General features: G+C 69.6%; 27 protein-coding genes and 1 pseudogene. 18 read left to right on the top strand and 10 right to left on the bottom strand.

Annotated elements, in window-relative coordinates; translation table 11 throughout:
* Window positions 1–4: 4 nt before the first annotated feature.
* Window positions 5–505, bottom strand: a pseudogene (locus ACFOD9_RS03150) (magnesium chelatase subunit ChlI family protein); the annotation flags it as partial.
* A gap of 143 nt (window positions 506–648) precedes the next feature.
* Between ACFOD9_RS03150 and ACFOD9_RS03145 the strand changes: the two are divergent.
* A complete protein-coding gene (locus ACFOD9_RS03145; protein ID WP_379508628.1) occupies window positions 649–939 on the top strand; it encodes a hypothetical protein in 291 nt (96 codons plus the stop codon).
* 124 nt (window positions 940–1063) lie between these two features.
* Here ACFOD9_RS03145 and ACFOD9_RS03140 read toward each other — a convergent pair whose 3' ends face one another.
* Entirely contained in the window at window positions 1064–2572 is a 1509-nt protein-coding gene (locus tag ACFOD9_RS03140; protein WP_379508627.1) for a YifB family Mg chelatase-like AAA ATPase, read from the bottom strand.
* Between the two features lie 194 nt (window positions 2573–2766).
* Here ACFOD9_RS03140 and ACFOD9_RS03135 point away from each other — a divergent pair, with 194 nt between their 5' ends.
* The 8 genes from ACFOD9_RS03135 (at window position 2767) to ACFOD9_RS03100 (ending at window position 8788) form a co-directional block, all read left to right on the top strand.
* Entirely contained in the window at window positions 2767–3516 is a 750-nt protein-coding gene (locus ACFOD9_RS03135; protein ID WP_379508626.1) for an alpha/beta hydrolase, read from the top strand.
* Window positions 3517–3628: 112 nt separating this feature from the next.
* The gene (gene rpmH, locus ACFOD9_RS03130; protein ID WP_379508625.1) at window positions 3629–3763 is read left to right on the top strand and encodes a 50S ribosomal protein L34; all 135 of its coding nucleotides are present in this window, start codon (window positions 3629–3631) and stop codon (window positions 3761–3763) included.
* Window positions 3756–4190, top strand: coding sequence for a ribonuclease P protein component (gene rnpA, locus ACFOD9_RS03125; RefSeq protein WP_379508692.1), 435 nt, complete (start codon window positions 3756–3758; stop codon window positions 4188–4190). Before rpmH ends, rnpA begins: the two co-directional genes overlap by 8 nt.
* Window positions 4187–4396: a membrane protein insertion efficiency factor YidD gene (gene yidD, locus ACFOD9_RS03120; protein WP_225008305.1), complete on the top strand. Its 210-nt coding sequence runs from the start codon at window positions 4187–4189 to the stop codon at window positions 4394–4396. Before rnpA ends, yidD begins: the two co-directional genes overlap by 4 nt.
* 41 nt (window positions 4397–4437) lie before the next feature.
* Window positions 4438–6201 (top strand): membrane protein insertase YidC, encoded by a 1764-nt coding sequence (yidC, locus tag ACFOD9_RS03115; protein ID WP_379508624.1) that lies wholly within the window; start codon window positions 4438–4440, stop codon window positions 6199–6201.
* The gene (gene yihA, locus ACFOD9_RS03110; protein ID WP_379508623.1) at window positions 6198–6851 is read left to right on the top strand and encodes a ribosome biogenesis GTP-binding protein YihA/YsxC; all 654 of its coding nucleotides are present in this window, start codon (window positions 6198–6200) and stop codon (window positions 6849–6851) included. The genes yidC and yihA overlap by 4 nt, the downstream gene beginning before the upstream one ends.
* Window positions 6852–6935: 84 nt before the next feature.
* Window positions 6936–8084: an acyltransferase family protein gene (locus ACFOD9_RS03105; protein ID WP_379508622.1), complete on the top strand. Its 1149-nt coding sequence runs from the start codon at window positions 6936–6938 to the stop codon at window positions 8082–8084.
* Between the two features lie 35 nt (window positions 8085–8119).
* Window positions 8120–8788, top strand: a complete 669-nt coding sequence (locus tag ACFOD9_RS03100; RefSeq protein ID WP_379508621.1) for a glutathione S-transferase family protein — start codon at window positions 8120–8122, stop codon at window positions 8786–8788.
* A 3-nt stretch (window positions 8789–8791) separates the two neighbouring features.
* Here the strand turns inward: ACFOD9_RS03100 and ACFOD9_RS03095 are convergent, their stop codons facing one another.
* Window positions 8792–9256, bottom strand: a complete 465-nt coding sequence (locus ACFOD9_RS03095) for a cupin domain-containing protein (protein ID WP_379508620.1) — start codon at window positions 9254–9256, stop codon at window positions 8792–8794.
* A gap of 70 nt (window positions 9257–9326) precedes the next feature.
* Here ACFOD9_RS03095 and dapE point away from each other — a divergent pair, with 70 nt between their 5' ends.
* Window positions 9327–10499 (top strand): succinyl-diaminopimelate desuccinylase, encoded by a 1173-nt coding sequence (dapE, locus tag ACFOD9_RS03090; protein ID WP_379508619.1) that lies wholly within the window; start codon window positions 9327–9329, stop codon window positions 10497–10499.
* A gap of 119 nt (window positions 10500–10618) precedes the next feature.
* Entirely contained in the window at window positions 10619–11929 is a 1311-nt protein-coding gene (locus ACFOD9_RS03085) for a dicarboxylate/amino acid:cation symporter (protein WP_379508618.1), read from the top strand.
* A 7-nt stretch (window positions 11930–11936) separates the two neighbouring features.
* Here the strand turns inward: ACFOD9_RS03085 and ACFOD9_RS03080 are convergent, their stop codons facing one another.
* Genes ACFOD9_RS03080 through dapB form a run of 3 tightly spaced genes read right to left on the bottom strand, consistent with a single transcriptional unit; the run spans window position 11937 to window position 13805 of the window.
* Window positions 11937–12347: a hypothetical protein gene (locus ACFOD9_RS03080; RefSeq protein WP_379508617.1), complete on the bottom strand. Its 411-nt coding sequence runs from the start codon at window positions 12345–12347 to the stop codon at window positions 11937–11939.
* Between the two features lie 17 nt (window positions 12348–12364).
* Window positions 12365–13060: an endonuclease III gene (gene nth / locus ACFOD9_RS03075; protein WP_379508616.1), complete on the bottom strand. Its 696-nt coding sequence runs from the start codon at window positions 13058–13060 to the stop codon at window positions 12365–12367.
* Between the two features lie 7 nt (window positions 13061–13067).
* On the bottom strand, window positions 13068–13805 hold the full coding sequence (dapB, locus tag ACFOD9_RS03070) for a 4-hydroxy-tetrahydrodipicolinate reductase (RefSeq protein WP_379508615.1): 738 nt from the start codon (window positions 13803–13805) through the stop codon (window positions 13068–13070).
* A 38-nt stretch (window positions 13806–13843) separates the two neighbouring features.
* On the opposite strand from dapB, the gene ACFOD9_RS03065 reads away from it, so the two are divergent.
* Window positions 13844–14542 (top strand): NAD-dependent deacylase, encoded by a 699-nt coding sequence (locus tag ACFOD9_RS03065; RefSeq protein ID WP_379508614.1) that lies wholly within the window; start codon window positions 13844–13846, stop codon window positions 14540–14542.
* A gap of 139 nt (window positions 14543–14681) precedes the next feature.
* Here ACFOD9_RS03065 and ACFOD9_RS03060 read toward each other — a convergent pair whose 3' ends face one another.
* Window positions 14682–15452 carry a HesA/MoeB/ThiF family protein gene (locus ACFOD9_RS03060; protein ID WP_379508613.1) on the bottom strand — a complete coding sequence of 257 codons (771 nt, stop codon included), beginning with the start codon at window positions 15450–15452 and terminating at the stop codon, window positions 14682–14684.
* Window positions 15453–15537: 85 nt separating this feature from the next.
* Here ACFOD9_RS03060 and ACFOD9_RS03055 point away from each other — a divergent pair, with 85 nt between their 5' ends.
* Window positions 15538–17040 (top strand): hypothetical protein, encoded by a 1503-nt coding sequence (locus tag ACFOD9_RS03055; RefSeq protein WP_379508612.1) that lies wholly within the window; start codon window positions 15538–15540, stop codon window positions 17038–17040.
* A gap of 87 nt (window positions 17041–17127) precedes the next feature.
* Here the strand turns inward: ACFOD9_RS03055 and dnaA are convergent, their stop codons facing one another.
* Window positions 17128–18579 carry a chromosomal replication initiator protein DnaA gene (gene dnaA / locus ACFOD9_RS03050; protein WP_379508691.1) on the bottom strand — a complete coding sequence of 484 codons (1452 nt, stop codon included), beginning with the start codon at window positions 18577–18579 and terminating at the stop codon, window positions 17128–17130.
* Window positions 18580–19162: 583 nt separating this feature from the next.
* The gene (rpsT, locus tag ACFOD9_RS03045; RefSeq protein ID WP_379508611.1) at window positions 19163–19426 is read right to left on the bottom strand and encodes a 30S ribosomal protein S20; all 264 of its coding nucleotides are present in this window, start codon (window positions 19424–19426) and stop codon (window positions 19163–19165) included.
* Between the two features lie 212 nt (window positions 19427–19638).
* On the opposite strand from rpsT, the gene ACFOD9_RS03040 reads away from it, so the two are divergent.
* A complete protein-coding gene (locus ACFOD9_RS03040) occupies window positions 19639–20220 on the top strand; it encodes a hypothetical protein (protein ID WP_379508610.1) in 582 nt (193 codons plus the stop codon).
* A 13-nt stretch (window positions 20221–20233) separates the two neighbouring features.
* On the opposite strand, the gene mutM is transcribed toward ACFOD9_RS03040, so the two are convergent.
* Window positions 20234–21049 carry a bifunctional DNA-formamidopyrimidine glycosylase/DNA-(apurinic or apyrimidinic site) lyase gene (gene mutM, locus ACFOD9_RS03035; protein ID WP_379508609.1) on the bottom strand — a complete coding sequence of 272 codons (816 nt, stop codon included), beginning with the start codon at window positions 21047–21049 and terminating at the stop codon, window positions 20234–20236.
* A gap of 55 nt (window positions 21050–21104) precedes the next feature.
* Here mutM and ACFOD9_RS03030 point away from each other — a divergent pair, with 55 nt between their 5' ends.
* From ACFOD9_RS03030 to ACFOD9_RS03015, 4 genes are all read left to right on the top strand, one after another.
* On the top strand, window positions 21105–21851 hold the full coding sequence (locus ACFOD9_RS03030; RefSeq protein ID WP_379508608.1) for a class I SAM-dependent methyltransferase: 747 nt from the start codon (window positions 21105–21107) through the stop codon (window positions 21849–21851).
* A 175-nt stretch (window positions 21852–22026) separates the two neighbouring features.
* The gene (ubiB, locus tag ACFOD9_RS03025) at window positions 22027–23607 is read left to right on the top strand and encodes a 2-polyprenylphenol 6-hydroxylase (protein ID WP_379508607.1); all 1581 of its coding nucleotides are present in this window, start codon (window positions 22027–22029) and stop codon (window positions 23605–23607) included.
* Window positions 23574–24743, top strand: a complete 1170-nt coding sequence (locus ACFOD9_RS03020) for a hypothetical protein (protein WP_379508606.1) — start codon at window positions 23574–23576, stop codon at window positions 24741–24743. Before ubiB ends, ACFOD9_RS03020 begins: the two co-directional genes overlap by 34 nt.
* Window positions 24736–25875, top strand: a complete 1140-nt coding sequence (locus ACFOD9_RS03015) for a hypothetical protein (RefSeq protein ID WP_379508605.1) — start codon at window positions 24736–24738, stop codon at window positions 25873–25875. The genes ACFOD9_RS03020 and ACFOD9_RS03015 overlap by 8 nt, the downstream gene beginning before the upstream one ends.

Here is a 25875-nt window from a genome sequence, read left to right as displayed (position 1 = left end):
TGGTTCAGCTGCGCGCGGGCATCCGTCGGTAGCTCAGGGCTTCGGCCACGTGGATGCGGCCGACTTGTTCGGCGCCGGCCATGTCGGCGATGGTGCGCGCGACGCGCAGGATGCGGGTGTAGCCGCGCGCGGAGAGCCGCATGGCTTCGGCGGCCTGGAGCAGCAGCTTGCGCCCCGCCTCGTCGGGCGTGGCAAAGCGTTCGAGCGGCTCGCCATCGAGCTGGGCATTGCAGCGCGCGCCGGTGCCTTCGAGCCGCGCGGTCTGCACGGCGCGGGCCGCCGCGACCCGGGCCGCCACCTCGGCCGAGCCTTCGGCGGGCGGGGGCAGGGCGAGATCGGCGGCGCGGACCGGATCGACATCGACGTGGAGATCGATGCGGTCAAGCAGGGGGCCGGAGACCTTGCTCTGATAGTCGGCGGCGCATCTGGGCGCGCGCGAGCAGCCCAGCGCCGGATCGCCCAGGTGCCCGCAGCGGCACGGGTTCATCGCCGCGATCAGCTGGACGCAAGTGGCAACGCACGTAGGCATAAAAACTGGTCGGCTGCGCGCTGAGCGGCCAGAAAAGCGGCAGTTCTGGCCTGGTCAGAGAGCCGGAATTGGATATTTCGACATTGCGGACTGGCCTCTATCCTGCCAACTTGCCCCTTATGGCCTTGGAACAAGCTGTGATTGCGGCGCTGGTCGGCGCACCTGTGTATGACTGGGTTTTGGTCAATGGGGCTGCCGCCAAAATGACCAGTTTTGACTACGAATACTGGCCTTTCACTAAACGGAGAAAGGCGAGCGTTGCCTTGGTGTCGCTGGGGGCGTTCTTCACATTTCTCATCATCGATCCCCCGGAGGACAGGCTATGGCCGATGTTGCCTGTGTTTGTAGCTATGGCTGTTCATGCTTACGTAGCAATCTCGGATATCTTTCGACAGCGGCGGGAATCGTAAATCTGTCCCCAATGACTTCATTTCAAACAAATTCAGGCATTGGAAGGCCTCTCTGAGCGCAGCAGAAGCGAGGACATTTAGTGACCTTCCCTACGCAGGGAATACCCCGTTTACTGCCTTGAGCTTATGCCCTCGGCGCTTGTCTGCGGTAGCTAAGCGCCTCAGCCACGTGGATGCGGCTAACGATCTCCGCGCCGCTCAGGTCGGCAATGGTCCGCGCCACTCGCAAGATGCGAACATAGCCTCGGGCCGACAATCGCATGGCGTCGGCCGCTTGCAACAGCAGTTTTCGACCTGCCTCATCCGGAGTGGCGTGTTGGTCCAGCAGGTCGCCGTCGAGTTCGGTGTTGGTCCGAAGTCGAGTGCCTTCAAGGCGGGCGGTCTGGATTTGGCGTGCCTGTGCCACTCTGGCGGCGACTTCCGCGCTGCCTTCAGCGGGCGTGGGGAGGGCGAGGTCGGCGGCGCGAACCGGGTCAACGTCCACGTGGAGGTCGATGCGGTCCAGCAGCGGGCCGGACACCTTGGCCTGATAGTCCCCGGCGCAGCGCGGCGCGCGGCTGCAGCCCAGCGCCGGATCGCCCAGGTGGCCGCAGCGGCACGGGTTCATTGCCGCCACCAGTTGGACCCGCGCCGGGAAGGTGACATGGGCATTGGCCCGTGCGACGGTGACCGTGCCGGTTTCCAGCGGCTGGCGCAGCGAATCGAGCGCGGGGCGCTGGAATTCGGGCAGTTCATCAAGGAACAGGACGCCAAGGTGGGCCAGGCTCACCTCGCCCGGGCGGACCTTGAGCCCGCCGCCGGTGAGCGCGGCGATCGAGGCGGAATGGTGGGGCGCGCGAAACGGGCGGCTGCGGCTGATCCGCCCGCCCTCCAGCGTGCCCGCCACCGAGGCGACCATCGAGACTTCCAGCGCCTCGGCCGGTGCCAGCGGGGGGAGGATGCCGGGCAGGCAGGCGGCCAGCAGGCTCTTGCCGGCGCCGGGCGGGCCGCACATCAGCAGGTTGTGCCCGCCGGCCGCCGCGATTTCCAGCGCGCGGCGGGCGACTTCCTGGCCTTTCACCTGGCGCAGGTCAGGCCCGCGCGGCGGCTCGGCCACTTCGCCGGGCTGCGGCGGGGGGAGCACCTGGACGCCTTTCAGGTGATTGAGCAGGGCAATGAGATCGTGGGCGGCCAGGATCGGGATGCCGCTGGCCCAGCGCGCCTCGGCCCCTTGCGCGGCGGGGCAGATCAGGCCCTTGTCGGCCCCGCTGGCGTGGAGCGCGGCGAGCAGGACGCCCGGTGAGGCGACGATCCGGCCATCCAGCGCCAGTTCGCCCACGGCCACCCAATCGCCCAGCTGTTCGGCATCGGTGACGCCCATGGCGGCCAGCAGAGCGAGAGCGATGGGCAGATCATAGTGCGAGCCTTCCTTGGGCAGGTCGGCCGGGGAAAGGTTGATCGTGATCCGCTTGGGCGGGAGCGCCAGGCCGAGCGCGCTGAGCGCGGCCTGGACCCGCTGGCGGCTTTCGTTCACCGCCTTGTCGGGCAGGCCGACGAGGTGAAACCCCGGCAGGCCCGGCGCGACCTGGCACTGCACTTCGACCGTGCGCGCCTCCAGCCCGAGATAGGCGACCGTTTCCACCCGTGCGACCACGATCCGCCTACCCCCATCTTGCCCAAGTAATTACCCCTAGGATGGTGATGGCGCAGCGCTCCCGGCCTGTCGAGAGGGGGTGGTGCAATCGTTTCCGTTTCGGACCAATCCGTATTCGCCCTTAACGGCACGTCGGGAAATCTTAACCGATTGCCTTGGCAACCCGGCAAGCTGCGGGGCCGCACGATGGGCTCATGCGCCGCTTCGGTTGCCTTGCCCTGGCCCTTGCCGCCCTGATCTCCGCTCCGGCGGGCGCGCAGCAGCTTGCCTATGGCGAGGCGGCCGGGTTGGGGCCGCTGTCCACCCAGGTGGCCACCGTGACCGAGGTGGTGGAGGAGGAGATTGTCGAGGAAGCTGGCGGCGCGGCGGCCGGGTCGGGCCGTTTCGTCGCTTCCTCGCCGGTTTCGGGCCTGGCCGCCTTGCCGCGCGGGGTGGCGCGCTACGGGCCGTTCCGTGTGCTCGATGCCGGCCGGGCCGCGCTGGTCGGGCCGACCGACGAGCGTTCGCCCGCCCAGTTCCTCGCCATGCTGGCCGCCCATCCGGCCATTGCCACGCTGGAGCTGGTGGAGTGCCCGGGCACCGAGGATGATCGCGCCAACCTGCGGCTGGGCCGGCTGATCCGCGCGCGCGGGCTGGCGACCCACGTGCCCGATGGCGGCTCGGTGCGCTCGGGCGCGGTGGAGCTGTTCCTGGCCGGTGTGCGTCACCGGGCCGAGGCCGGCGCCGAGTTTGCGGTTCACGCCTGGGCCGACGAGGACGGGCGCGAGGCCACCGACTATCCCGCCAGCGCCCCGGAAAACCGCGCCTATATTGCCTATTATCGTGAAATGGGGATGAGCCCGGCCGAGGCCGCTGCCTTCTATGCGATGACCAATTCGGTGCCCAATGCCCAGGCCCGCTGGCTGACCGCCGCCGAGATGGGCCAATGGGTGCGCCAGGATTGAGCGCCGTGCCCGCGCAGCGCCTTGACTCGAATCTCGCCCGCGCCTAACGGGCCTCTTCTTTCCGGTCGTCCGCGCGGCGGCCCGTCACGCATGAATATCGAAGGTCAGTGAAATGAAGCGCACCTTTCAGCCGAGCAATCTTGTCCGCGCCCGCCGCCACGGCTTCCGCGCCCGTACCGCCACCGTTGGCGGTCGCAAGATCCTGCGCGCCCGTCGCGCCCGCGGCCGCAAGTCGCTCTCTGCCTGAGGGCGCTGCCGCGAGCCCTGGGCTCGCGGTCCTCACGAAGCGGGCCGATTTCCTTGCCGCGAATCGCGGCTTGCGCGTTGCCCGGCCCGGCTTCGTCCTGCTTGCCCGTCCCAATGGGGGCGGGCAAATGCGTTTCGGCATCACGGTTACCAAGAAGATCGGCAATGCCGTGGTCCGCAACCGGATGAAGCGCCGGTTCCGCGCCCTGCTGCGCGAGCTGCTGCCCGAACATGGCCTGCCGGCCAGCGACCATGTCCTGATTGGCCGTGAAGGCGGGATCGAGCGGGACTTTGCCAAGCTGCGCGAGGAACTGGTGGCTGCGCTCGGCCGGGCGGCGGCGGGCAAGGGCGATCCGGCAAGGCCCAGGAAAGATCGCAAGGGCAAGGACCGCAGTGGCAAGCAGGCTGGCGGGGGCAAGACGGCATGAAGCGCCTGCTGATCCTGATCGCGCGGGGCTGGCAGCTTGGCCCGTCGCGGGTCCTGCCGCCGTCGTGCCGCTATGCGCCAAGCTGCTCGCAATATGCGATCGAGGCGCTTGAAAAGCACGGTGCGATTAAGGGTGGCTGGCTGGCGGCGAAGCGTCTATTGCGCTGCCACCCGTGGGGCGGGCACGGCTACGATCCGGTGCCCTGAACAGCCCCCGCATTGAAATAGAAAGTCGAACGGGAACCCTCGTGCAGAACCAGCGCAACCTGATCCTGGCCGTATTGCTGACCATCCTGCTGATCTTCGGCTGGGACAGCGCAATGCGCTATATGTACCCCGAGGCGAACCGCCCGAAGCCTGCCGCCACGCAAGCCGCGCCGGTGGCCGAACCCGCGCGGGCCGACAAGCCGACCCGCGAGGGCGGCCTCGCCAATCCGGCCGACGTGGCGCTGGAAGCCCGGGACCTGGCCACCGCGCTCAACCCCGCGGGCCGCGTGGCGATCGCCGCGCCGGGCCTGTCGGGTTCGATCAACCTCACCGGGGCGCTGGTCGACGATCTCGTCACCCCCCGCCACACCGCCACGATCGAGAAGAACAGCGGCCCGGCCCGCATCTTCTCGCCCGCCGGCACCCCGGCGCAGCAGTTCGCCCAGGTCGGCTGGACCGGAGCCAACGTCGCCGTGCCCAGCGCGCAGACCGTGTGGACCGCGCCGGCCGGAGCCAGGCTGACCCCGAAGACCCCGGTCAGGCTCACCTGGGCCAATGGCCAGGGCCAGACCTTCGCGATCACCTACGCGATCGACGACGATTACCTGATCACCATTTCCCAGGCCGTGACCAATGCCGGCCCGGCACCGGTCCGCCTCCAGCCGATCGCCCAGGTCAACCGCACCGACAAGACCGCCAGCGTTTCCACCTGGACGCTCCATTCCGGCCCCTTCGGCGCCTTTGACGGTTCGGTGAAGTTCAAGCCGAACTACAAGGACGTGGCCGAGACCGGGACGGTCCAGAACATCGGCAAGCCCGACTGGCTGGGCTTCACCGACATCTACTGGATGAGCGTGCTGGCCCCCGATGGCGCGGCCCAGGGCTCGGATTTCCGCGCCCCCGGCAATGGCATCTACCTTGCCAACCTCTACTACCAGCCCGCCGACGTGGCCCCGGGCCAGACGCTGGCCCACACCACCAGGCTGTTCGCCGGCGCCAAGGAAAGCGCCGTGCTGGATCGCTACGAGGAGGCGGGCCTCTCCAACTTCGGCCATGCGATCGACTGGGGCTGGTTCTTCTGGTTCGAGAAGCCGATCTTCTGGCTGCTCAAGAGCCTGTTCAAGACCGTGGGCAACTTCGGCGTGGCAATCATCCTGCTGACCCTGATCGTGCGGGGCATCATGTTCCCGATCGCCCAGCGCCAGTTCGCCTCGATGGCACAGATGCGGGCGATCCAGCCGAAGATGAAGGCCTTGCAGGAGCGCTACAAGGACGACAAGCAGCGTCTCCAGGAAGAGACGATGAAGCTCTACAAGGAGGAAGGGGTCAACCCGCTGGCCGGCTGCCTGCCGATCTTCCTCCAGATCCCGGTGTTCTTCGCGCTCTACAAGGTGCTGACGCTCGCCGTGGAAATGCGTCACCAGCCCTTCGCGCTGTGGATCCACGACCTGTCCGCGCCCGATCCGCTGCATATCCTCAACCTGTTCGGCCTGCTGCCGTTCAACCCGCCCGGCTTCCTGGCCATCGGCGTGCTGGCGCTGCTGCTGGGCTTCACGATGTGGTTGCAGTTCAAGCTCAACCCGGCCGCGCCCGATCCGGTGCAGCAGCAGGTCTTCGCGATCATGCCGTGGATGATGATGTTCGTGATGGCGCCGTTCGCGGCGGGGCTGCTGATCTACTGGATCACCTCCAACATCCTGACCATCGCCCAGCAGAAGTATCTCTACGCGCGCCACCCGCAATTGAAGGCCATGGTCGACAAGGAACGGGTGGACGTGGGCGCCGCGGCCAAGCGCGCCAAGTGACCGACCAGGACGAAGCCCTTCGCGCGGAACGGATCGAGCGGGCCGGAAAGCTGTTTTCCGGTCGGGTCGAGTTCCTGCTCTCGGCCCCGCAGCTCAAGTTCCTGCCCGATCCCTCGGTGCCGGAAATCGCCTTCTGCGGGCGCTCGAACGTGGGCAAGTCGTCGCTGCTCAATGCGCTCACGGGACGCAAGGCGATTGCGCGGGCCTCGGTTACCCCGGGGCGCACGCAGGAGCTGAACTACTTCGAGGTGGGCACGCCGACCGCGTTCCGGCTGGTCGATATGCCCGGCTACGGCTTCGCCAAGGCGCCGCCGGCCGTGGTCGAGAAATGGCGCCGGCTGATCCGCGACTACCTGCGCGGGCGGGTGGTGCTCAAGCGCACCCTGCTGCTGGTCGATGCCCGCCACGGGGTGAAGCCGGTCGACGCCGAATTCATGAAGATGCTCGACGAGGCGGCGGTGGGCTACCGCGTGGTCCTGACCAAGGCGGACAAGCTCAAGGCCACCGAACTGGCCGAGGTGATCGCGCGCACCGAGGCCGATGCGCGGCGGCACGTGGCCGCGCACCCGCAGGTGCTGGTCACTTCGGCGGAAGTGAAGCTGGGCATCGACGACCTGCGCGCCGCCGTGCTGGAAGACGCCGGAGCCTGAGGCCCGGCCAGGCCATCGTTGGCCGACGGGAACCCCGGCCAGCCTTTGGCCGATGGTAACCATTTTCCGGCTAGGGTGCCCGGCATGACAACTGCCGTGCCTGTTGCGCCCGAAGCCTCGCCGCGCGCGCCCGAGTTCCTCTCCGGTCCGATGTCGGCGCTGGTCGATTGCATCCGCGTGGTCAGCGCCACGGCGGTGATGATCGCCCATTCCCATGCGCTTGGCTTCCATTCGGGCCAACCCTTCGTCGGGCCGATGGGCGCGCACTATGCGGTGGTCGTGTTCTTCGTGGTGTCCGGGCTGGCGGTGGGCACGGGCGCGGCCCGGCCGGGCACCGGCCTTGCCGACTATGCCCTGGCCCGGGGCACCCGGATCGTGCCGGTGGCCGCCTTCGCCCTGGCCTTCGCCACGCTGGCCTTCGTGCTCAAGGGGCCGGTGCCGGTGTTCGAGCCGCAGCGCGGCGTGGAAGTGCTGACCTGGCAGGCGGTGGTCCATCCGCTGCTGTTCCTGACCGAGACCGCCACGGGGCAATTGCCGGTGTGGAACGCGCCGTGGTGGTCGCTCAGCTACGAGGCCTGGTACTATGCGCTGCTCGGCGCGGCGGTGTTCCTGCGCGGAACCCGGCGGCTGATCTGGCTCGGCGCTGTCGCGGTGATCGCCGGGCTGCCGATCCTGCTGCTGCTGCCGGTCTGGCTGGCGGGCGTGGCGCTGGCGTGGTTTCCCGCCTGGGTCCGGCTCGATCGCCGGGCCGGGGCGGCCTTGCTGGCCCTGGCCGTGGCGCTGTTCGCGCTGGGCCGCGCGATCGACCTGCCGGTGCTGGTCTGGCTGGCGGCCCATTCGCCGCTGCCGCTGGTCAATTCGCAGAACCTGGCGGGCGACCTGGTGGTGGGCGCGGCGGTGGCGCTGGGGCTGGCCGGGGTTCGCCCGTGGCTGCCGGCAGCAGCCGGCCTTGCCGGGCGGCTTGCTCCCATGCTGCGCTGGCTTTCGGGCCTTTCGTTCACGACCTACCTGTTCCACCAGCCGCTGCTCTGCCTGCTGCGTTCGTGGGGGCTGGCGGCGCCGGCCGGGACCTTGGGTGCCGTCGCGGGCCTGGCGGGCGTGCTGGCCTGCTGCGCGGTGCTGGCCGCGCTTGGCGAACGGCGCACCCCGGCGCTGCGTCGCTGGCTGGTGGCTCGGGCCGACCGCGCCCACACGGCTTCCCCCACAAGGCCTCTTGCGGCCAGCCCCGCCTGATCCTAGGCCTTGGGCCTGGCTCGGCGGGGATCTTCGTGAAGCTCATCATCGGCAACAAGAACTATTCGAGCTGGTCGCTGCGCGGCTGGCTGGCGGTCAGGCAATCGGGTCTGCACTTCGAGGAGCTGACCATCCCGCTCTATGGCGAGAAATGGGACCAGGCCAAGCGCGAGACGGGCGAGATCGCGCCCTCGCATGGCCGCGTGCCGGTGCTGTGGGACGGCGATGCCGTGGTCTGGGACAGCCTCGCCATTCTCGACTACCTGGCCGACCGGGTCGGACGCGACCGGTTCTGGCCCAAGCCCGACGATGCCCGGGCCATGGCTCGCTCGATGGTGGCCGAAATGCACGCCGGCTACCAGGCGCTGCGCGCCGAATGCCCGATGAACATTCGCCGCCGGGTGGCCGAGCATTCGCTTTCGCAAGAGGCGCGCGCCGACGTGGTGCGGATCCTCACCCTGTGGGCCGAGGCGCGGGCGCGGTTCGGCCATGGCGGGCCGTTCCTGTTCGGCACCTTCTGCGCGGCCGACATCTTCTATGCGCCCGTGGTCAGCCGCTTCCTGACCTATGGCGTGCGCGTGCCCGGCTTTGCCGAGGCCTATATGCAGGCGGTGTGGGAGCACGACTGGATGGGCGCCTGGATCGCCGCGGCCGAGGCCGAGCAGTGGCGGCTTGAGCAATACGAGGGGCCATCGGCCGCCTGAGCTTCAGGGCCGGCGCCGCGCGGGATAGGGGGTTCCGTCGCGGTGGGCATAGCCTTGGGCGGTGAACGTGAGGTCGATGTCGGAATAGCCGCCGCCGGCCGCGCGGTCGCCGCCACTGACGACCACGAAGGTGCAATCGGCCCCGCTCTCGTTGATCAGGTGGTGGCCGTTCTGCGTGCCGGCGGCCCAGGCCACCACGTCGCCCGGCCGGATCACGCTGCGGCCCCCGTCTTCCACCAGCACGGCCTCGCCCGCCACCATCACCAGCAATTCGTCCTCGCCGTTGTGCCAGTGGCGCTGGCTCGACCAGGCGCCGGGCTTGAGCACCACGTGGCTGGCGCCGAACCGGGTGAGGCCCGCCCCCGGGGCCAGCCGGCGATAGCGGCGGCCCGCGACCTCGCGGTCGAACGGCTCGGGATAGGTGCTGGCGTTGGTCTGCGGGATGGACGCAAGGTCGATCTTGGGCATGGGACTCCCCTGGTCGTATGTGTGGCCGGGTTGTGTCGCTGGCGCGATGCCCATATGCGATAGCGTGATAATGACCGCGCACCAAACCCCCGCCTCCGCCCCCGGCAGGCCGCCCGTCGCCGATCTCGCCGAGGCGCTGATCGCTTGCCCCAGCGTGACGCCGGCCACCGGCCTCGTGTTCGATTGCCTGGAAGGCCAGCTTGCCCCGCTCGGCTTCGAGGTTCGCCGCATGATCAATGGCGAGGCGCCGGACGGGCCGGTGGAGAACCTGTTCGCCGTGCGGCGCGGCCCGGAAGGTTCGCGCCATTTTGCCTTTGCCGGGCACCTTGACGTGGTGCCGCCGGGCGAGGGCTGGACCAGCGCGCCATTCCTGCCGGAACGGCGCAAGGCTCCGGGGGGCGACCTGCTCCACGGGCGCGGCGCGGTGGACATGAAGGGGGCGATCGCCGCCATGGTTTCGGCCTGCGCGCGAATTCCGGCGGAGGCGGGCACGCTCAGCCTGATCATCACGGGGGATGAGGAAGGCGCGGCGCGGTTCGGCACGCTCGCCCTGATCGACCATATGCGCGAAACCGGCGAACAGCCCGACCAGTGCCTGGTGGGCGAGCCGACCTCGGTCCATCGGCTGGGCGACACGGTCAAGATCGGCCGGCGCGGCTCGGTCAACATCTGGATCGAGGTGGAGGGCAAGGAGGGCCACGTGGCCTATCCGCACCTTGCCGACAATCCGATCCCCCGGCTGGTGGCGATCATGGCCGACCTCCAGGCGCTGGAGCTGGACGGTGGGACGGACTGGTTCCAGCCCTCCAACCTGGAGATCACCGACATCGAGGTGGGCAACCCGGCAACCAACGTGATCCCGGCCCGGGCCGGCGCCCGCATCTCGATCCGCTTCAACGACCTGCACACCGGCAATGCCCTGGCCAGGCGCGTGGCCGCGATTGCCCATGCCCACGGCGGGACGGCGCGCCACGTGGTCTCGGGCGAGGCTTTCCTGACCCCGCCGGGCGATTTCTCGGCCCTGCTGGTCGAGGCGATCCGCGCGGAAACGGGGGTGGAGCCGGAGCTGTCGACCACGGGCGGCACTTCGGATGCGCGGTTCCTCAAGGCGGTTTGCCCGGTGGTCGAATTCGGCCTGTGCAACGCCACCATGCACAAGCGCGACGAGGCCGTGGCCGTGGACGACCTGGAGGCATTGGCCCGCATCTACGCCCGCGTGGCGCAGGCGGCGCTGGCGGGGTGACGGCGCCGCGTCAGCCCTGACGGGCTGTGCCCTCGCCTGCAGGGGGCGATCACTTGCACCGATTTGCGCTGCCCCCTTTGGCCCGCTAGGCTCGCCTGCTGACACCAGGGGGCACGGGCATGACGGGCAAGCTGACCACGCGAATCCTGATCGGGCTGGTGCTGGGCATCGCGGTCGGCGTCGGCATCAACCGGTGGATCCCGGCCGCCGATCCGCTGCAGGCGCAGGTGGCCGACACGCTCAAGCTGCTGCCTGACGTGTTCCTGCATCTGATCAAGATGATCATCGCCCCGCTGGTCTTCGCCACGCTGGTGACGGGCATCGCCGGCATGGGCGACAGCGCCGCGCTGGGCCGGATCGGCGGGCGGGCGCTGGCCTGGTTCATCACCGCCAGCCTGATCTCGATCACGGTGGGCCTCTTGCTGGTCAATTTCTTCCAGCCGGGGGTGGGGCTCCAGTTCAAGGCCGGGGGCGACATCGGCCAGTTGGCGACCGCGGATTTCACCTTCCGCCACTTCGTGCTCGAAGTGTTCCCGACCAGCGCGCTCGACGCGATGGCCAGGAACAGCGTGCTCCAGATCCTGGTCTTCTCGCTGTTCTTCGGAGTGGCGCTTTCTGCCCTGCGCGAGAAGGGGGCGATCATCGTCGCGGGGCTGGAGGCGCTGGCCCAGGTCATGTTCCGCGTGACCGACTATGTCATGCGCTTCGCCCCCTTCGCGGTGTTCGGGGCCATGGCCTCGGTGATCGCGGTGCGCGGGTTCGGGATCGTCATCACCTATGCCACCTTGATGGGCGAGTTCTACCTGGGGCTGGCGATCCTGTGGGCGATCCTGTTCGGCATGGCCGCGCTGGTCCTGAAGAAGCGCGCGGTGGCGCTGGCGCGCTATATCCGCGAGCCGGTGATCCTCGCCTTCTCCACCGCCAGTTCCGAAAGCGCCCTGCCGCGCCTGTTCGAGCAGCTCGACCGGTTCGGCGTGCCGCGGCGCATCTCGGGCTTCGTCCTGCCGCTGGGCTACAGCTTCAACCTTGATGGTTCGATGATGTACACCAGCTTCGCCACGCTGTTCATCGCCCAGGCCTATGGCATCCACCTTTCCGCCTTCCAGCAGATCGCCATGCTGCTGACGCTGATGGTCACCTCCAAGGGCATTGCCGCCGTGCCGCGCGCCAGCCTGGTGGTGATCGCCGCCACGCTCACCCAGTTCGGCCTGCCGATCGAAGGGATCGCGCTGATCCTGGGGGTCGATACCTTCCTCGACATGGGCCGCACCGCCACCAACGTGGTCGGCAATGCCGTGGCCACGGCGGTCATCACCAAGTGGGAAGGGATGCTCCAGCCGCTGCGCGATCCCGAGGCCGAAGGGCCGGAGGCGCCGCACGATACGCCCGAGCACGGGCGGCACGGGCTGAACCTCGATCCGGAGGCCTGAGCCGGTCCTACCGCGCCAGTTCGATCGGGGTGAAGCGCCCCAGCCCGCAGGCTGCGCCCGGTTGCAGGCCGCCGCCGCCCTGTTCGAGCACGCGGATGATATCGGTGCTGCACAACTGGCTGAGCGAGGTGTTGAAGCTGAAGGCGCGTTCGCTGGCGAGGCCCGGGCAATCATCGGGCAGGACATTGCGCCAGCCGCGATGCGAACTGGTCAGGAAATCGATCGTCCGGCTGTCGCGCACGCGGGTTTCGCTGAACTGGCGCAGCGGGATGCAGGCCTGGTCGGGGCCGGTCACCCGGGCGGCGGGGATGCGGTCAACCGGGGGGCGGTGCGGGCCGCGTTCATAGGCATAGCAGCCGCCAAGCGCCGCGCACAGCGCGAGGGCGGGAAGGGCGGCGCGGATCGCGGGCAGGCGCATGGCAAACTCCTGAAGGCTCAGTGCTGGGCTTGCGTGGCTCGAACGGGCCGGGCCGCGCCGCGTTCCCGCCGGGCGGCCGGTTCCGGCACCTTGGCCTTGAAACCGCACAGGTCAACCACCGGGCAGCGCCAGCATTCGGGGGAGCGCGCCTTGCAGATGTAGCGGCCGTGGAGGATCAGCCAGTGGTGCGCGCCCACCCGGAAGGGCTGGGGCACCTTCTTCTCCAGCTGCTTCTCCACCGCCAGCGGGGTCTTGCCCCTGGCCAGCCCGGTGCGGTTGCCGACGCGGAAGATATGGGTATCGACCGCGAAGGTTTCCGCCCCGAAAGCGCAGTTGAGCACGACATTGGCGGTCTTGCGGCCCACGCCGGGCAGCGCGGTCAGCGCATCGCGGTTTGCCGGCACCTCGCCCCCGAAATCGCGCACGAGGATTTCGGAGAGCGCGATGACGTTCTTTGCCTTGGTGTTGAACAGGCCGATGGTCTTGATGTGCGCCTTCAGGCCATCCTCGCCCAGGGCGACCATCTGGGCCGGGGTCTTCACCTCGCGGAACAGCGCCCGGGTTGCCTTGTTGACGCCGACGTCGGTCGACTGGGCCGAGAGCACCACGGCGACGAGCAGCTGGTAGACATTGCCGAATTCCAGCTCGGTCTCGGGCGAGGGATTGGCCTCGGCGAGACGGCGGAAGAATTCGAAAATATCGACGCGCTTCATGGCTGCTTCAAAGTCCGAGCACCTCGGGCATCCGGTAGCGGCCGGGCGCCTTGCCGATCAGCCACTGCGCGCCGCGCACCGCGCCGCGCGCGAAGATCATGCGGTTTTCCGCAAGGTGGGAGAGCGCGATGCGTTCGTTGTCAGCGAGGAAATGGACCGTGTGATCGCCGGCCACGCTGCCGCCACGCAAAGATGCAAAGCCGATGGTGCCGGCCTCGCGCGCACCGGTGATCCCGTCGCGCCCGCGCACCGAATGGTCCGCCAGCCGGATCGCGCGGCCTTGCGCGGCGGCCTCGCCCAGCAGCAGGGCCGTGCCGGATGGGGCATCGACCTTCATCCGATGGTGGGTTTCCACGATCTCGATGTCCCAGTCCTCGCCCAGCCGCGCGGCGGCCTCGCGCACGAGGTGGGCGAGCATATTGACGCCGAGCGAGGTATTGCCGGTCTGGAGGACGGCGGTGCGTTCGGCAGCGGAATCGATCAGCCAGTGGTGGCGTTCCTCAAGCCCCGTGGTGCCGACCAGGATCGGCACGCCCGCGCCCATCGCCGCATCGAGATTGGCCTCCAGCGCATGGGGGCTGGAGAAATCGATCAGCACGTCGCAGGCCGAGGCCAGGGCCACCGGATCGCCGCCCTTGTCGATCCCGCCGGCCAGCACTTCGCCGGCGGCCGCCACGGCCTCGGCCAGGGCATGGCCCATCCGTCCCTCGCTGCCGATGATCCCGATTCTCGTCCCAGAATTCATGATTGCTCACCTCGCTGTCGGCGTGCTTCATGGCGGTGATGGCGAAAGACCGCAACATCGTGATCCTCACCGGCGCCGGCATTTCGGCCGAGAGCGGGATCGATACCTTCCGTTCGGCCGGCGGGCTGTGGGAACGGCACCGGGTGGAGGATGTCGCCACGCCGCAGGCCTTTGCCCGCGATCCCGACCTGGTCCTGCGCTTCTACGATATGCGCCGCGCCGCGATCCAGGAAAAGGCGCCCAATGCCGCCCACCACGCGCTGGCCCGGCTGGACCGCGAATGGTCGGGCGGGCTGCTGATCGTCACCCAGAACGTCGATGATCTCCACGAACGTGCCGGGGCCGGCCGCGTGCTGCATATGCATGGCGAGCACCTCAACGCCTGGTGCCTGGCCTGCGATGCCCGCCCACGCTGGACCGAGCCGCTGGCGCACCGGCCCGCCTGCCCCGAATGCGGCGAGCCGGCCCTGCGGCCCGACGTGGTCTGGTTCGGCGAGATGCCCTACCGGATGGACGATATCCACGCCGCCCTGCGCGAGGCGGACCTGTTCGTTTCGATCGGCACCTCGGGCGCGGTCTATCCGGCGGCGGGCTTCGTGCGGCTGGCCCGTGATCTGGGGGCCGAGACGCTGGAGCTCAACCTGGAACGCAGCAAGGGCTCCGCCTGGTTCGAACAAACCCGCCTTGGCCCGGCAACCGAACTGGTGCCGGCGTGGGTGGCGGAGGTGCTGGGCTGAGCGGTTGAATCCTCCCCGCTTGCGGGGAGGGGGACCGCCCACAGGGCGGTGGAGGGGGCTATCGAGAGGCACGGCGTCTGGATGCCCCCCCTCCGTCACGCGCTGCGCGCGCGCCACCTCCCCACGCGGTGGGGAGGAACTACCTGCCCGCACACCCCTTGCAGTCCGCGTCCTTGGGCACCCGGATCGTGCGGAGCGAGGGGGCGAGGCCGTCGAACAGCTGCAGCTTGCCCCATTGCGGATCGCCCAGCGCGGCATGGCCTTGGAGCAGCACGCGGATCGCCTGCATCGCGCCGAAGCTGCCGACCATGCCGGCCATCGCGCCCAAGACGCCATCGGCGGCGCAGGTGTCGCAATCCTCCGCATCGAAGGCATCGCCAACCCAGCAGCGGTAGCACGGTTCACCCGGCAGATGGCCGGCGAAATTGCCGATCTGGCCCTGGAACCGGCCCAGCGCCGCACTGGCCAGCGGCACCCCAGCCTTCACGCAGGCATCGGAGACGGCGAGGCGGGTGGCGAAATTGTCGCAGCCATCCAGCACCACGTCGGCCCCGGCGATGAGCTCGGCGGCATTGCCGGCATCGATCCTGACGGTGCGGGCGTGGACTTCGAGCGCAAGGTCGAAGTGGCGCACCCAGTCGGCCGCGGCCTGGGCCTTGGACTGGCCGAGGTTGGCCATCGAGAAGATGGTCTGGCGCTGGAGGTTGGAGGCCTCCACCACGTCGTCGTCGATCAGGGTCAGCCGGCCCACGCCCGCCGCCGCCAGGTATTGCAGGGCGGGCGAGCCGATCCCGCCGCAGCCGACCAGCACCACGTGGCCGCGCGCCAGGGCAACCTGCCCCGCGCCGCCGACCTCGGGCAGGACGATGTGGCGGGCGAAACGGTCGAGGCGGTCGGGCGGCAGGCTCATGGGGGGCAGGCTTAGGCAAGCGGCGGGGTGGCTACAACCGCATTTCAACCGCATTTCAACCTCTGCCTGCCAGGCCTGCCGCCCCATGGCAGCGAGCACGACCAGCACATCCGCCCCCTCGGCGACCCGGATCATCCGCGCGGCCGTGGCCGTGCTGGTCCTGGCCTTGGCTGGGGCGCTGGCCTGGGCCATGGCGGCGCGCGGGCCGTGGTATGACGAGTTCTTCACGCTCTACGTCACCAGCCGCCCCGAAACCTTCACCGAAGCGCTGGGCCGCCACTGGCTGGCCGACAACCACCCGCCGCTGTTCTATGCCCTGGCCGATCTGGCCGATCTGGCCGGCTGGCTGGGGCCGGCGGTCGAGCAGCGGCGGCTGGTCAACGCCCTGATCGGCCTTGCCGCGCTGGGTGGAGGCTGGGCCGTGACGCGGGGCGCGCGCACCGAATTCCGCTTGCTGGCCGCCTTCTACCTTGCCGCGCTGGTCGCCCAGCCGACGGTGCTGGTCCACGGGGCGGAGCTGCGCTCCTATTTCCTGTCGCTGGCCGCCTGCGCGGTGCTGGTGCTGGCGCTGGTGCGATTCTACGCGGAGCCGAGGCCGGGCGCCAGCCGCCTCGCCCTGTGGCTGGCCATGGTGGTGGCCTTCAACACCCATATCGCCACCAGCCTGATCGCCGGCGCCCTGGTTGCGGCATTCCTGGCCGTGGCCCTGGCGCGGCGGCGGGGGGACTTCGTGCGCGCCGTGCTGCCCCCGGCGCTGGTGGGGGGCGCGCTGTTCGTGGCGGTCACCGCGGTGCAATGGCCGCACTGGGAAGCCAATACCCGCGCTTTCTGGATCGCGCCCGGGCTGTTCGCGGCGCGCTGGGGGATCGAGGTCTTCGTGCTGGCCGCGCTGCGGGCCAACCTGATCGTGCTGGCCGGGGGCGCTCTGGGGCTGGGCCTGCTGGGCTGGCGGGCGCTGCGCCGCGAGATCTCGCCCCGGGCCGACTGCGTCCTGGCCCTCGTGCTGGGCACGGGCTTCGCCCTGGCCATGATCGTGGCGATCCACCTGGTCCTGCGCCCCTTCGTGGTCGATCGCTATCTGGTGGGGCTGGTTCCGGCCCTGGCCATGGTGCTGGCGCTGGGCGTGGCGGCGCTGGCCGGGCGCTGGCCGCGCCTCGGCCTGGCACTGCTGCTGGCGGCCACGGCAGCGAGCCTGCTGGCGCTGTGGGCCAATGCCCGCGAGACCGCGGCGCGGCCATCGTGGAACGGGACCGCGGCGCTGATCGCCGCCGAGATCCGCCGCTGCCCGGCCACCGTGGTTCACCACGATGCCATGTGGAACGAGCCGGTCGCCGCGCTGGCGCCGGCGGAGAACCGCCAGGTCCTGCCCTTTGCCTATGCCCTGATGGCGGCTCGCCACGGCTTCATGCTGGAACCGGCCGCGTCGCGTCGGGTGGCCAAGGGCTGCCCGACCCTGTTCTGGACCGAACATGGCCAGGCGCCGGGCGAGGCGGCCCTGCTGGCGCGGCTCAAGGCCACCGGCTATCCGCTGGGCGCTGTGGCGATCCGCCGGGTGGGCGATGGCTGGGTGGGCGTGGCCCGACCCTGAGCCTGTGGACAGCACGGCGCAAAACCCCGGCAGAAGCTGTGTCCTGCCGGTGCACGCGCTGTGCAATGGGTTTGCCGGAGGCCTGCGTCAGTCTTCCAGCTGGCGCAGCAGGGTCCGCACGTCGCCGTCCATGTCGGCATCGCGGGTCCGCAGGTCCTCGATCAGGCGCACCGCGTGGATCACGGTGGAATGGTCGCGCCCGCCGAACTTGCGGCCGATCTCGGGATAGGAGCGCGGGGTCAGCACCTTGGCGAGGTACATCGCCACCTGGCGGGGGCGCACCACCGCGCGGGCGCGGCGCTTGGAGGCCATTTCCGTGCGGTCGACCCGGTAGAACTGGCAGACGGTGCGCTGGATCTCGTCGATCGTGATGCGGCGGCGATTGGCCGAGAGGATGTCGGTCAGCTGTTCCTCGGCCAGCTGGAGCGAAACCTTCTGGCCAGTCAGCTGGGCATAGGCGATCAGCTTGTTGAGGCCGCCGACCAGCTCGCGCACGTTGCGGTTGATGGTGCGGGCGAGGAATTCGACCACGTCGGCCGGAACGTCGGTGGGGGCGAAGCGGGCGAGGCGGTGTTCGAGGATCGAGCGGCGCAGCTCGATGTCGGCCGGCTGGATATCGGCGACGAGACCCATCGACAGGCGCGAGAGCAGGCGCTGTTCGACGCCATCGAGCGCCTGGGGCGCGCGATCGGCGGCAAAGACCAGCCGCTTGCCTTCGTTGAGCAGGGCATCGATCGTGTAGAGCAGCTCTTCCTGGGCGCTGGCCTTGCCGATGATGAACTGGATGTCATCGACCATCAGCAGGTCGAAGCCGCGCAGGCGGGCCTTGAATTCCAGCATCTGATTCTGGCGCAGCGCCTGGACGAATTCGACCATGAAGCGCTCGGCCGAGCAGTAGAAGATGCGGCTGCGTGGGTGCGCGGCGAGGAAGGCGTGGCCGATCGCGTGGAGCAGGTGGGTCTTGCCCTGGCCGGTGGCGGCCTTGAGGTAGAGCGGCGAGAACTGCGGCTTTTCCGCCGCCGCCATGCGCTGGGCGGCATTGCAGCCCAGCACGTTGCCAGCGCCGGTCACGAAGCTGGCGAAGGTGAGCGAGGGATCCAGCCCGATCGAGGGCTGGCCCAGCGTGACGAATTCGCTGCCCGACAGGTCGGCCGAGGGCAGGGTTAGTGGGCCGGGTTCGGGAACGGGCATCGCGGGCGCGCCATCATTGGCCGGGCGGCGGCCGGCGGGCGCGCCGGCAAGGCGCATATCGGGCATCTGGCGGCGCGCGGGGTGGACCGAGATCCGCACGTGGCGCACTTCGGAACGGGCGATCTTCCAGGCCAGGCTGAGCCGGTCGGCGAAGCGATCGGCCACCCAGTTGGCGGAGAATTCGGTCGGCAGGAACAGGTCGAGCGTGCCGGTTTCCTTGCAGAACGAGCCAAGCTGGATCGGCTTGATCCACTGGCTGTGCAGCTGCTGGCCCAGATCCTTGCGAAGGCCCTGGCTGATGTCCGCCCAGTCGGCGGCCAGATCGAGGGCTTCCTGGTCTTCCATCATCCGCGCTTCGTTCATCTTGCCCTTATGCGTCATGCCACACCCCTGCGCCCGTAATCTTGTGACAACGGATCGACGGCCCGGACGCCCATGCGCCATGCCTCGTCCGAGCCGCGTATCGTCCTGTCAGATGTCCCATCCGGTCAGAACCCCCATCACGCAGCCGCTAACCCCCGCTTGCGGCAGACACGAACGCCGCTTGTCGGAAACGCGATGTTTCCGCCCAATTCGCCATTCCATGTCCGTGATACCCGTTGCGCTGCCGCTCGGGGCAGGGCGATTTATGAAGCGGATTTGATTCCACGCAAGCGGCCCGCTGCAAAAAAACTGAAATAAAGCTCCTTGACACTTCACCCCCCGGGAGAATCCCGTCGGTTGGCTGTCAAAGGCCTGATTTCTGCGGTTTTTCAGTATAGCCCCAGCCGAATCGCAGAATTTCCGCGCTTTTCTAATGAGGCTTTGCCAGGGCGCATCGGAGCCGGGTCTGCCGGAACGAAAAAGGCCGGGGGAAGCCCCCCGGCCGTGTTCCGTTTTCGTCCCGTCATGGCGCCCCTGACGGGCGCCGCGACGGCGAATCGATTCGCCTTCAGGCGAGCTTGGCGACCGCCTTCGACAGACGCGACAGCTTGCGCGAGGCAGTGTTCTTGTGGAGCACGCCGCGGGCGACGCCACGCGCCAGTTCCGGCTGGGCAGCCTTGAGCGCGTCGGCGGCGGCCGACTTGTCGCCACCGGCGAGAGCCGCTTCGACCTTCTTCACGAAGGTGCGGATGCGACCGATGCGGGCACCGTTGATCTCGGCGCGCTTCTCGTTGCGGCGGATGCGCTTGCGGGCTTGCGGCGTATTGGCCATGTCTGTCCTTCGTTCGGCCCGGCGGGCCCGTGATTTGAATTGCGTTCTGGATTGCGCCGTGACCAACGCAATCATCGCGGGCTTGGCCGGAGCCATCCCACGGGAAGGGCGGCCCTTAACCGCGCAGGGGCGAATCGTCAACGCCCGAGTGGCGCAGGGCGATTTGCCCTGGCGCAATGTGCCCGGAGCGCGCCTCGGGCAAGAGGGAGTCCATGTCGCCCGTGCCGTTCCTGTTGCCCGTATCCCATGCCGCCCTCTCGTTCGTGATCGCGGCCCTGGCCCTGCTGGTGATGCCCGGACCGACCAACCTGCTGCTGGCCGCCGGCGCCGAGCGCGTAGGCTGGGCGCGGGGGCTGCGGCTGATCCCGGTGGTGATCCTGGCCTATGCCATCGGCATCGCGCTGGTTGCAGGGATGATCGGCCTGTTTCCCGGCCTGCCGCTGGCCCTGGGGTTCAAGCTGGCGGCCCTGGCCTGGCTGGTCTGGCTGGCCCTGCGGATCTGGCGCGCGCCCGAACTGGCCCGCGCTGGCGCGGGTGGCGGGGCCGGCGCGCTGTTCGTGACCACGCTGACCAACCCCAAGGTGGTGGTATTCGCCTGCCTGCTGATTCCGCCCGCGCCGCTGCCGGGGCGCCTCGCGCTGCTGGCGCCGCTGATTGCCCTGTCGAGCGGGTTCTACCTGCTGCTGGGCGCCGGGCTGGTCAGGCTGGGCCTGTCGCAGCGGGTTCTGTGGCGCGGCCTTGCCGCCGTGCTGCTGGGCTTTGCCGGCCTGGCGGCGGCCTCGGTGATTCGCTGAGGCCGCAGGCGGCTCATTTCTGGCACCGGGGGCAGGACCAGGTGCTGCGCCCGCCCTGGACGATCCGCCGCACCGGCCCGCCGCACGAGCGGCAGGCCTCGCCCTCGCGGCCATAGACATCGAAGGCCTTGGCGAAATAGCCGAGCTGGCCATCGGGCTGGGCATAGTCGCGCAGCGTGCTGCCGCCCGCCGCGATGGCTTCCTCCAGCACGGCCTTGATCTGCGGGACGAGCTTGCGAAGCGCGGCGGGGCTGACCTTTCCGCCCGGCTTTTCCGGATCGATCCGTGCCCGGAAGAGCGCCTCGCACACGTAGATGTTGCCCAGCCCGGCGACCACGCGCTGATCGAGCAGGAGCAGCTTGATCGCGGCGAGGCGGCCGGCGAAGCTGGCGGCAAGGTGCGCCGGGGTGAGGGCGGGCGACAGCGGTTCCGGCCCGAGCGCGGCAAAGGCGGGCCATTGATCCAGCGCGGCGGTTTCGACCAGGTCGACCGAGCCGAAGCGGCGCGGGTCGCACAGGGCGAGGCGGTGGCCCGAGCCGGTTTCCAGCACGAGATGATCGTGCTTTTCCAGGTCTTCCGGATCGATCCGCCAGCGCCCGGACATTCCCAGGTGGAACACCATGGTCTGTCCGCGGTCCACATGGATCAGCCCGTACTTGGCTCGCCGGCCCATGCCGGTGACCCGCGCCCCGGTCAGCACCTGGACCAGATCGGGCGGGAAGGGGCGGCGCAGGTCTGCCCGGCGGGTGGCGACGCGGGCCAGCGTCTCGCCCTCGAGGAAGCGGGCGAGGCCGCGCACGGTGGTTTCGACTTCGGGCAATTCCGGCATGGCAATGCGGGTATCAACCTTTTCGGCCCGCGCAAATGCTCCTAAGGCGCGTGGCATGAGCGAACAGCCTTCCCCAGACCAGGTGTCCTTCGGCTACCAGGAGGTCTCCCCCGAGGAGAAGACCCGGCGCGTGGGCGCGGTCTTCTCCAGCGTGGCCAAGAAGTACGACGTGATGAACGACGCGATGAGTGCCGGCCTTCACCGCGTGTGGAAGGACAGGTTCGTGCGCCGGGTGAAGCCGCGGCCGGGCGAGGCGATCCTCGACATGGCCGGCGGCACCGGCGACATCGCCTTCCGCATGGCCCGCCACGGCGCGCAGGTGACCGTTTCAGACATCAACCAGGATATGCTGGACGTCGGCATGGAACGCGCGGCCAGGCGCGGGATCGAAGGGTTGGGGTGGAGCTGTCAGAACGCAGAAGAGCTGACCTTCGCCGACCGTTCGTTCGATGCCTATACGATCGCCTTCGGCATCCGCAACGTGACCCGGATCGATGCGGCCCTGGCCGAGGCCTTCCGCGTGCTGAGGTTCGGCGGGCGGTTCTTCTGCCTTGAGTTCTCGACCACCCAGTGGCCCGGCTTCAAGGAAGCCTACGATGCCTATTCGCACCACCTGGTGCCGCGCCTGGGCCAGATGATCGCAGGCGACGCGGAAAGCTATCGCTACCTGATCGAATCGATCCGCCGCTTTCCGCCCATGCCCCGCTTCGAGCAGATGATCCGCGAGGCCGGCTTCACCCGCACGAAGGTGGAGCCGATCCTGGGCGGGCTGGTGGCGATCCATTCCGGGTGGAAGGCGTGATGCGGGCGTTGCCCGGTCATGCCTTCGGCGCGACCTCGCCGGCACCGGCCCGCTCCCCCGGCCCGACCACCCATCAAGTGTACCGTGTGGGAGGTCGGGCCGGGGGAGCGGGCCGGTGCCGCAAGCCCCTGACGGATGTCAGGGGCGCACCCGACAAGAAAACGGCCATGGCCCGATGACGTCTGCCGTCACCCATATCTGGCGCCTGCTGCGCTGGGGCCGCATCCTGGCCCGTCATGGCGCGCTCAGGATCATCGAGGAGGGGATGAACACCCCGGCCCCGGTGCGCCGCCTGTGCCGGGTGGCCCGGCTGGGCACGATCCAGCCGCGCGTGCCCGACTATGCCGGCGCCTTCCAGGCGATCGGCCCGGCGGCAATCAAGCTGGGCCAGACCCTGGCCACCCGTCCCGACCTGGTGGGCGAGGAAGCGGCCCATAATCTCCTGACCCTGCAGGACAGCCTGCCCCCGGTGGGCTTCGCCGCCGTGCGCGCCGAGATCGAAGCGAGCTTCCAGCAGCCGCTGGACCGGCTGTTCGCCAGCGTGGAACCCGAGGCGGTCGGCGCCGCCTCGATCGCCCAGGTCCACCGCGCGGTGACGACCGAGGGGCACACGGTCGCGGTCAAGGTGCTGCGCCCGGGCATCCGCGAGAAGTTCGCCCGCGACCTGGAAACCTATGAATGGGCCGCCGCCCACCTTGAGGCGCTGGGCGGCGAGGCCGAGCGGCTGCGCCCGCGCATGGTGATCGACAACCTCAGGCGCTGGACCGCGCGCGAGCTGGACCTGCGCCGCGAGGCCGCTTCGGCCTCCGAACTGGCCGAGGCGATGAAGGGCTTTGCCGGCTATCACGTGCCCGGGATCGACTGGGACCGGACCAATGGCCGGGTGATGACCATCGAATGGGTCGACGGGACCAAGATGAGCGACCTTGGCGCCCTGCGCGGCGGCGGGCACGACCTGCCCGCGCTGGCGCGCCGGCTGGTGCTGGCTTTCCTCACCCAGGCGATCAGCGTGGGCTTCTTCCATGCCGATATGCACCAGGGGAACCTGTTCGTGCGCCCCGACGGCACGATCGTGGCGATCGACTTCGGGATCATGGGCCGGATCGACCGCCGCGCCCGCCAGTGGCTGGCCGAGATCCTCTATGGCCTGACCACGGGCAACTATGCCCGCGTGGCCGAGATCCACTTCGAGGCGCAATATGTGCCCAGCTACCATTCGGTCGACGAGTTCGCGACCGCGCTGCGCGCCGTGGGCGAGCCGATGCGCGGGCGGCCGGTGAGCGAGCTTTCGGTCGGCCGGATGCTCGACGGGCTGTTCGCCATCACCCGCGATTTCGACATGGCGGTGCAGCCCCATCTCCTGCTGTTGCAGAAGACCATGGTCATGGTCGAGGGGCTGGCCCAGGCGCTCGACCCCGAGATCAATATGTGGGACGTGGCCGCGCCTTTCGTGGGCGCGTGGATCCGCGACGAGCTTGGCCCCGAGGCCGCGATCGCCGCCCGCCTGCGCGACGACGTGAAGACCCTGCTGCGCCTGCCCGACCTGGTGCGCCGGGTGGAGGAGCGCTTTCCCGCCCGGGGCGGCGCGCCCGAAGCCCCGCCGCTGCGCGAGATCGAGCTGGTCTGGGCGCGCTGGCAGGCCGGCCGTCAACCCGATGGTAACCATGGTGGGGCTAGCTGGCCGCGATACCTTCTCGCGGGGGTTCTGGGGGGACTGGTTACGTGGACACTCATGACGCAGGGCTGGTTGGGCTAGGGTCGCCAGCGACGGACGCGCGCCGCCGCTTCGACCGCTATGCCGCCATGCCGCGCGCCGGCGCGCGCATCGTGCTGGCGCTGCTGGCCGCCTTCCTCGTGCTGGCCGCGATCGCGCCGGGCTATGCGCCGCCGCCGCCGCCGCCGCCCAAGGTCACCCTGACCGATGCCGCCGGCCACAAGGTCACCAGGGACGATGACAACGACCTCCGGCTCTATCGCCTGATCAACCAGCGCCTGGCCCGGGGCGACGACTATTACGTTGCCGCCACCCAGGAGCAGCGCGCCAACAGCTATCCGGTGGCTCCGGGCCTGACCGTGCGTCTGCCGACGCTGGCCATGGTGACGGTGGCGCTGGGGCCGACCGGGCTGATCGCGCTCCAGGTCGTGCTGTTTGCCGCGATGATGCTGGCCAATGCCCGCCGGCTGGGGCTTGAGCCAGGCGGGGAAAGCCGCCGGCCGATGGCCCTGGCCCTGCTGATGGCGGGCATCGCCAGCGGGCTGAGCGCGCGCTACAATATGCTTCACGAGATCTGGGCGGGCCAGTTGATCGCCCTGTCGTTCGGCCTCCACCGCCCGCAGGAGGGGCGCTGGGGCGCGGCCTGGTTCGCCGCCGCCGCTGCCTTGGCGGTGCGCGAGCTGGCGTTGCCGTTCGTCCTGCTGATGGCGGCCTGGGCGCTGTGGCACCGGCGCTGGCGCGAAGGCGCGGCCTGGGCGGCGCTGATCGCTCTGTTCGGGGCCGCGTTGATGGTCCACCTCCATTTCGCCGAGGCGCAGATCCGCCCGGGCGATCCGGTCAGCCCTTCGTGGTTCGTGCTCAAGGGCATTGCCGGGCTGATGTACAAGGTGAACAATTCCACCCTGCTTTCGCTGTTCCCGGTGTGGCTGTCCGGCCCGCTGGTGGTGCTGGCCCTGTTCGGCTGGACCGGCTGGCGCAGCCCGATGGGCGAGTTCGGCGCCCTGCTCACCTTCGGCTATGCCCTGGCCTTCATGATCGCGGGCCGCGACAACAATTTCTACTGGGGCATCGTGATCACCCCGCTGTTGTTCATGGGCGGGGGCTTCCTGCCCTATGCGCTGCCTTCGCTGTGGCGCTCGGCCGGGCTGGGGCGGGGCGGGGACCGGGCGCTTGCCTGATCCCCTTGCCCTTCCGTCCAGCCGCTTTGCCGTCTGGCCGCGCCGGGCGGCGCGCGCCATCCTGGCGCTGTGGCTGGCCCTGCTGGTGGCCGCGGCTTTCACCCCGATCCGCGCGGGCGAGGACGAAGCGCCCCGCGCCGCCGCGCCGGCCGCGCCCGGCCAGGTCCGCACCCGCGACGCCGATCTCCAGCTCTACGACGATGTCATCGCGCGGCTGAAGGCGGGCGAGGGCTACTATGCGGTGATCGCCGAGGAACATCGCAGGCACCGCTTCCCGCTGCACCCGGGCTTTGCCGTGCGCCTGCCGACCCTGGCGGTGATCGAGGCGGCCGTGCCCGCCGCCGCGCTGGCCCCGCTGGCGGTGCTGCTGACCCTGGCGGTGCTGCTGGCCTGGTGGCGCAAGCTGGGGGGCGATGCCCAGGCCAGTCCGGTCCGCGCGATGGCCATGGCCGCGCTCTTGATCGGCGCGACCATCGGGACGACCCGCTATTTCTTCGTGCTGCACGAGCTGTGGGCAGGCCAGTTTCTGGCGCTGGCCTTGGGCCTCCATCGCCCGGAGCGCGGGCGCTGGCTGGGCGCCTGGCTGGCCGCCGCCCTGGCCCTGGCGATCCGCGAACACGCGCTGCCCTTCGTCCTGCTGATGGCCGCCTTCGCCTTGTGGCAGCGGCGCTGGCGCGAGGGCGCGGCCTGGCTGGCGCTGGTGGCGCTGTTCCTGGCGGCCATGGCCGTCCACCTCCATCTGGTGGCGCGGATGGTCGTGCCGGCGGACCAGCCTTCGGCCTCGTGGATCACCCTGCGCGGGCTATCGGGCTGGCTTTCGATGGTGGTGCTTTCAGGCAACCTGCGCCTGCTGCCGCACTGGCTGGCCGGGCCGCTGGTGGTGGCCAGCCTGCTGGGCTGGTCGGGCTGGAAAGGCGCCGCCGGCCTGTTCGGAACCCTGCTCCAGGCGGGCTACGGCCTGGCCTTCGCCATCGCAGGGCGCGGCGACAATTACTACTGGGGCATGGTGGTGGCGCCCACGCTGCTGATCGGCCTGGCCTTCCTGCCCGCGGCCCTGCGCGATCTGCGGCGCTCCGCCGGAATGGGACGAAACGCGATTGCCCTTGCGCTCGGACCTGTGCAGAGAACGTGA

Origin of the sequence: Novosphingobium bradum, from assembly GCF_042646485.1 — a bacterium.
Taxonomy (GTDB): Bacteria; Pseudomonadota; Alphaproteobacteria; order Sphingomonadales; family Sphingomonadaceae; genus Novosphingobium; species Novosphingobium bradum.
The sequence above is the reverse complement of the archived record's forward strand: the minus strand, read 5'-3'. Positions and strand labels throughout refer to the sequence as shown.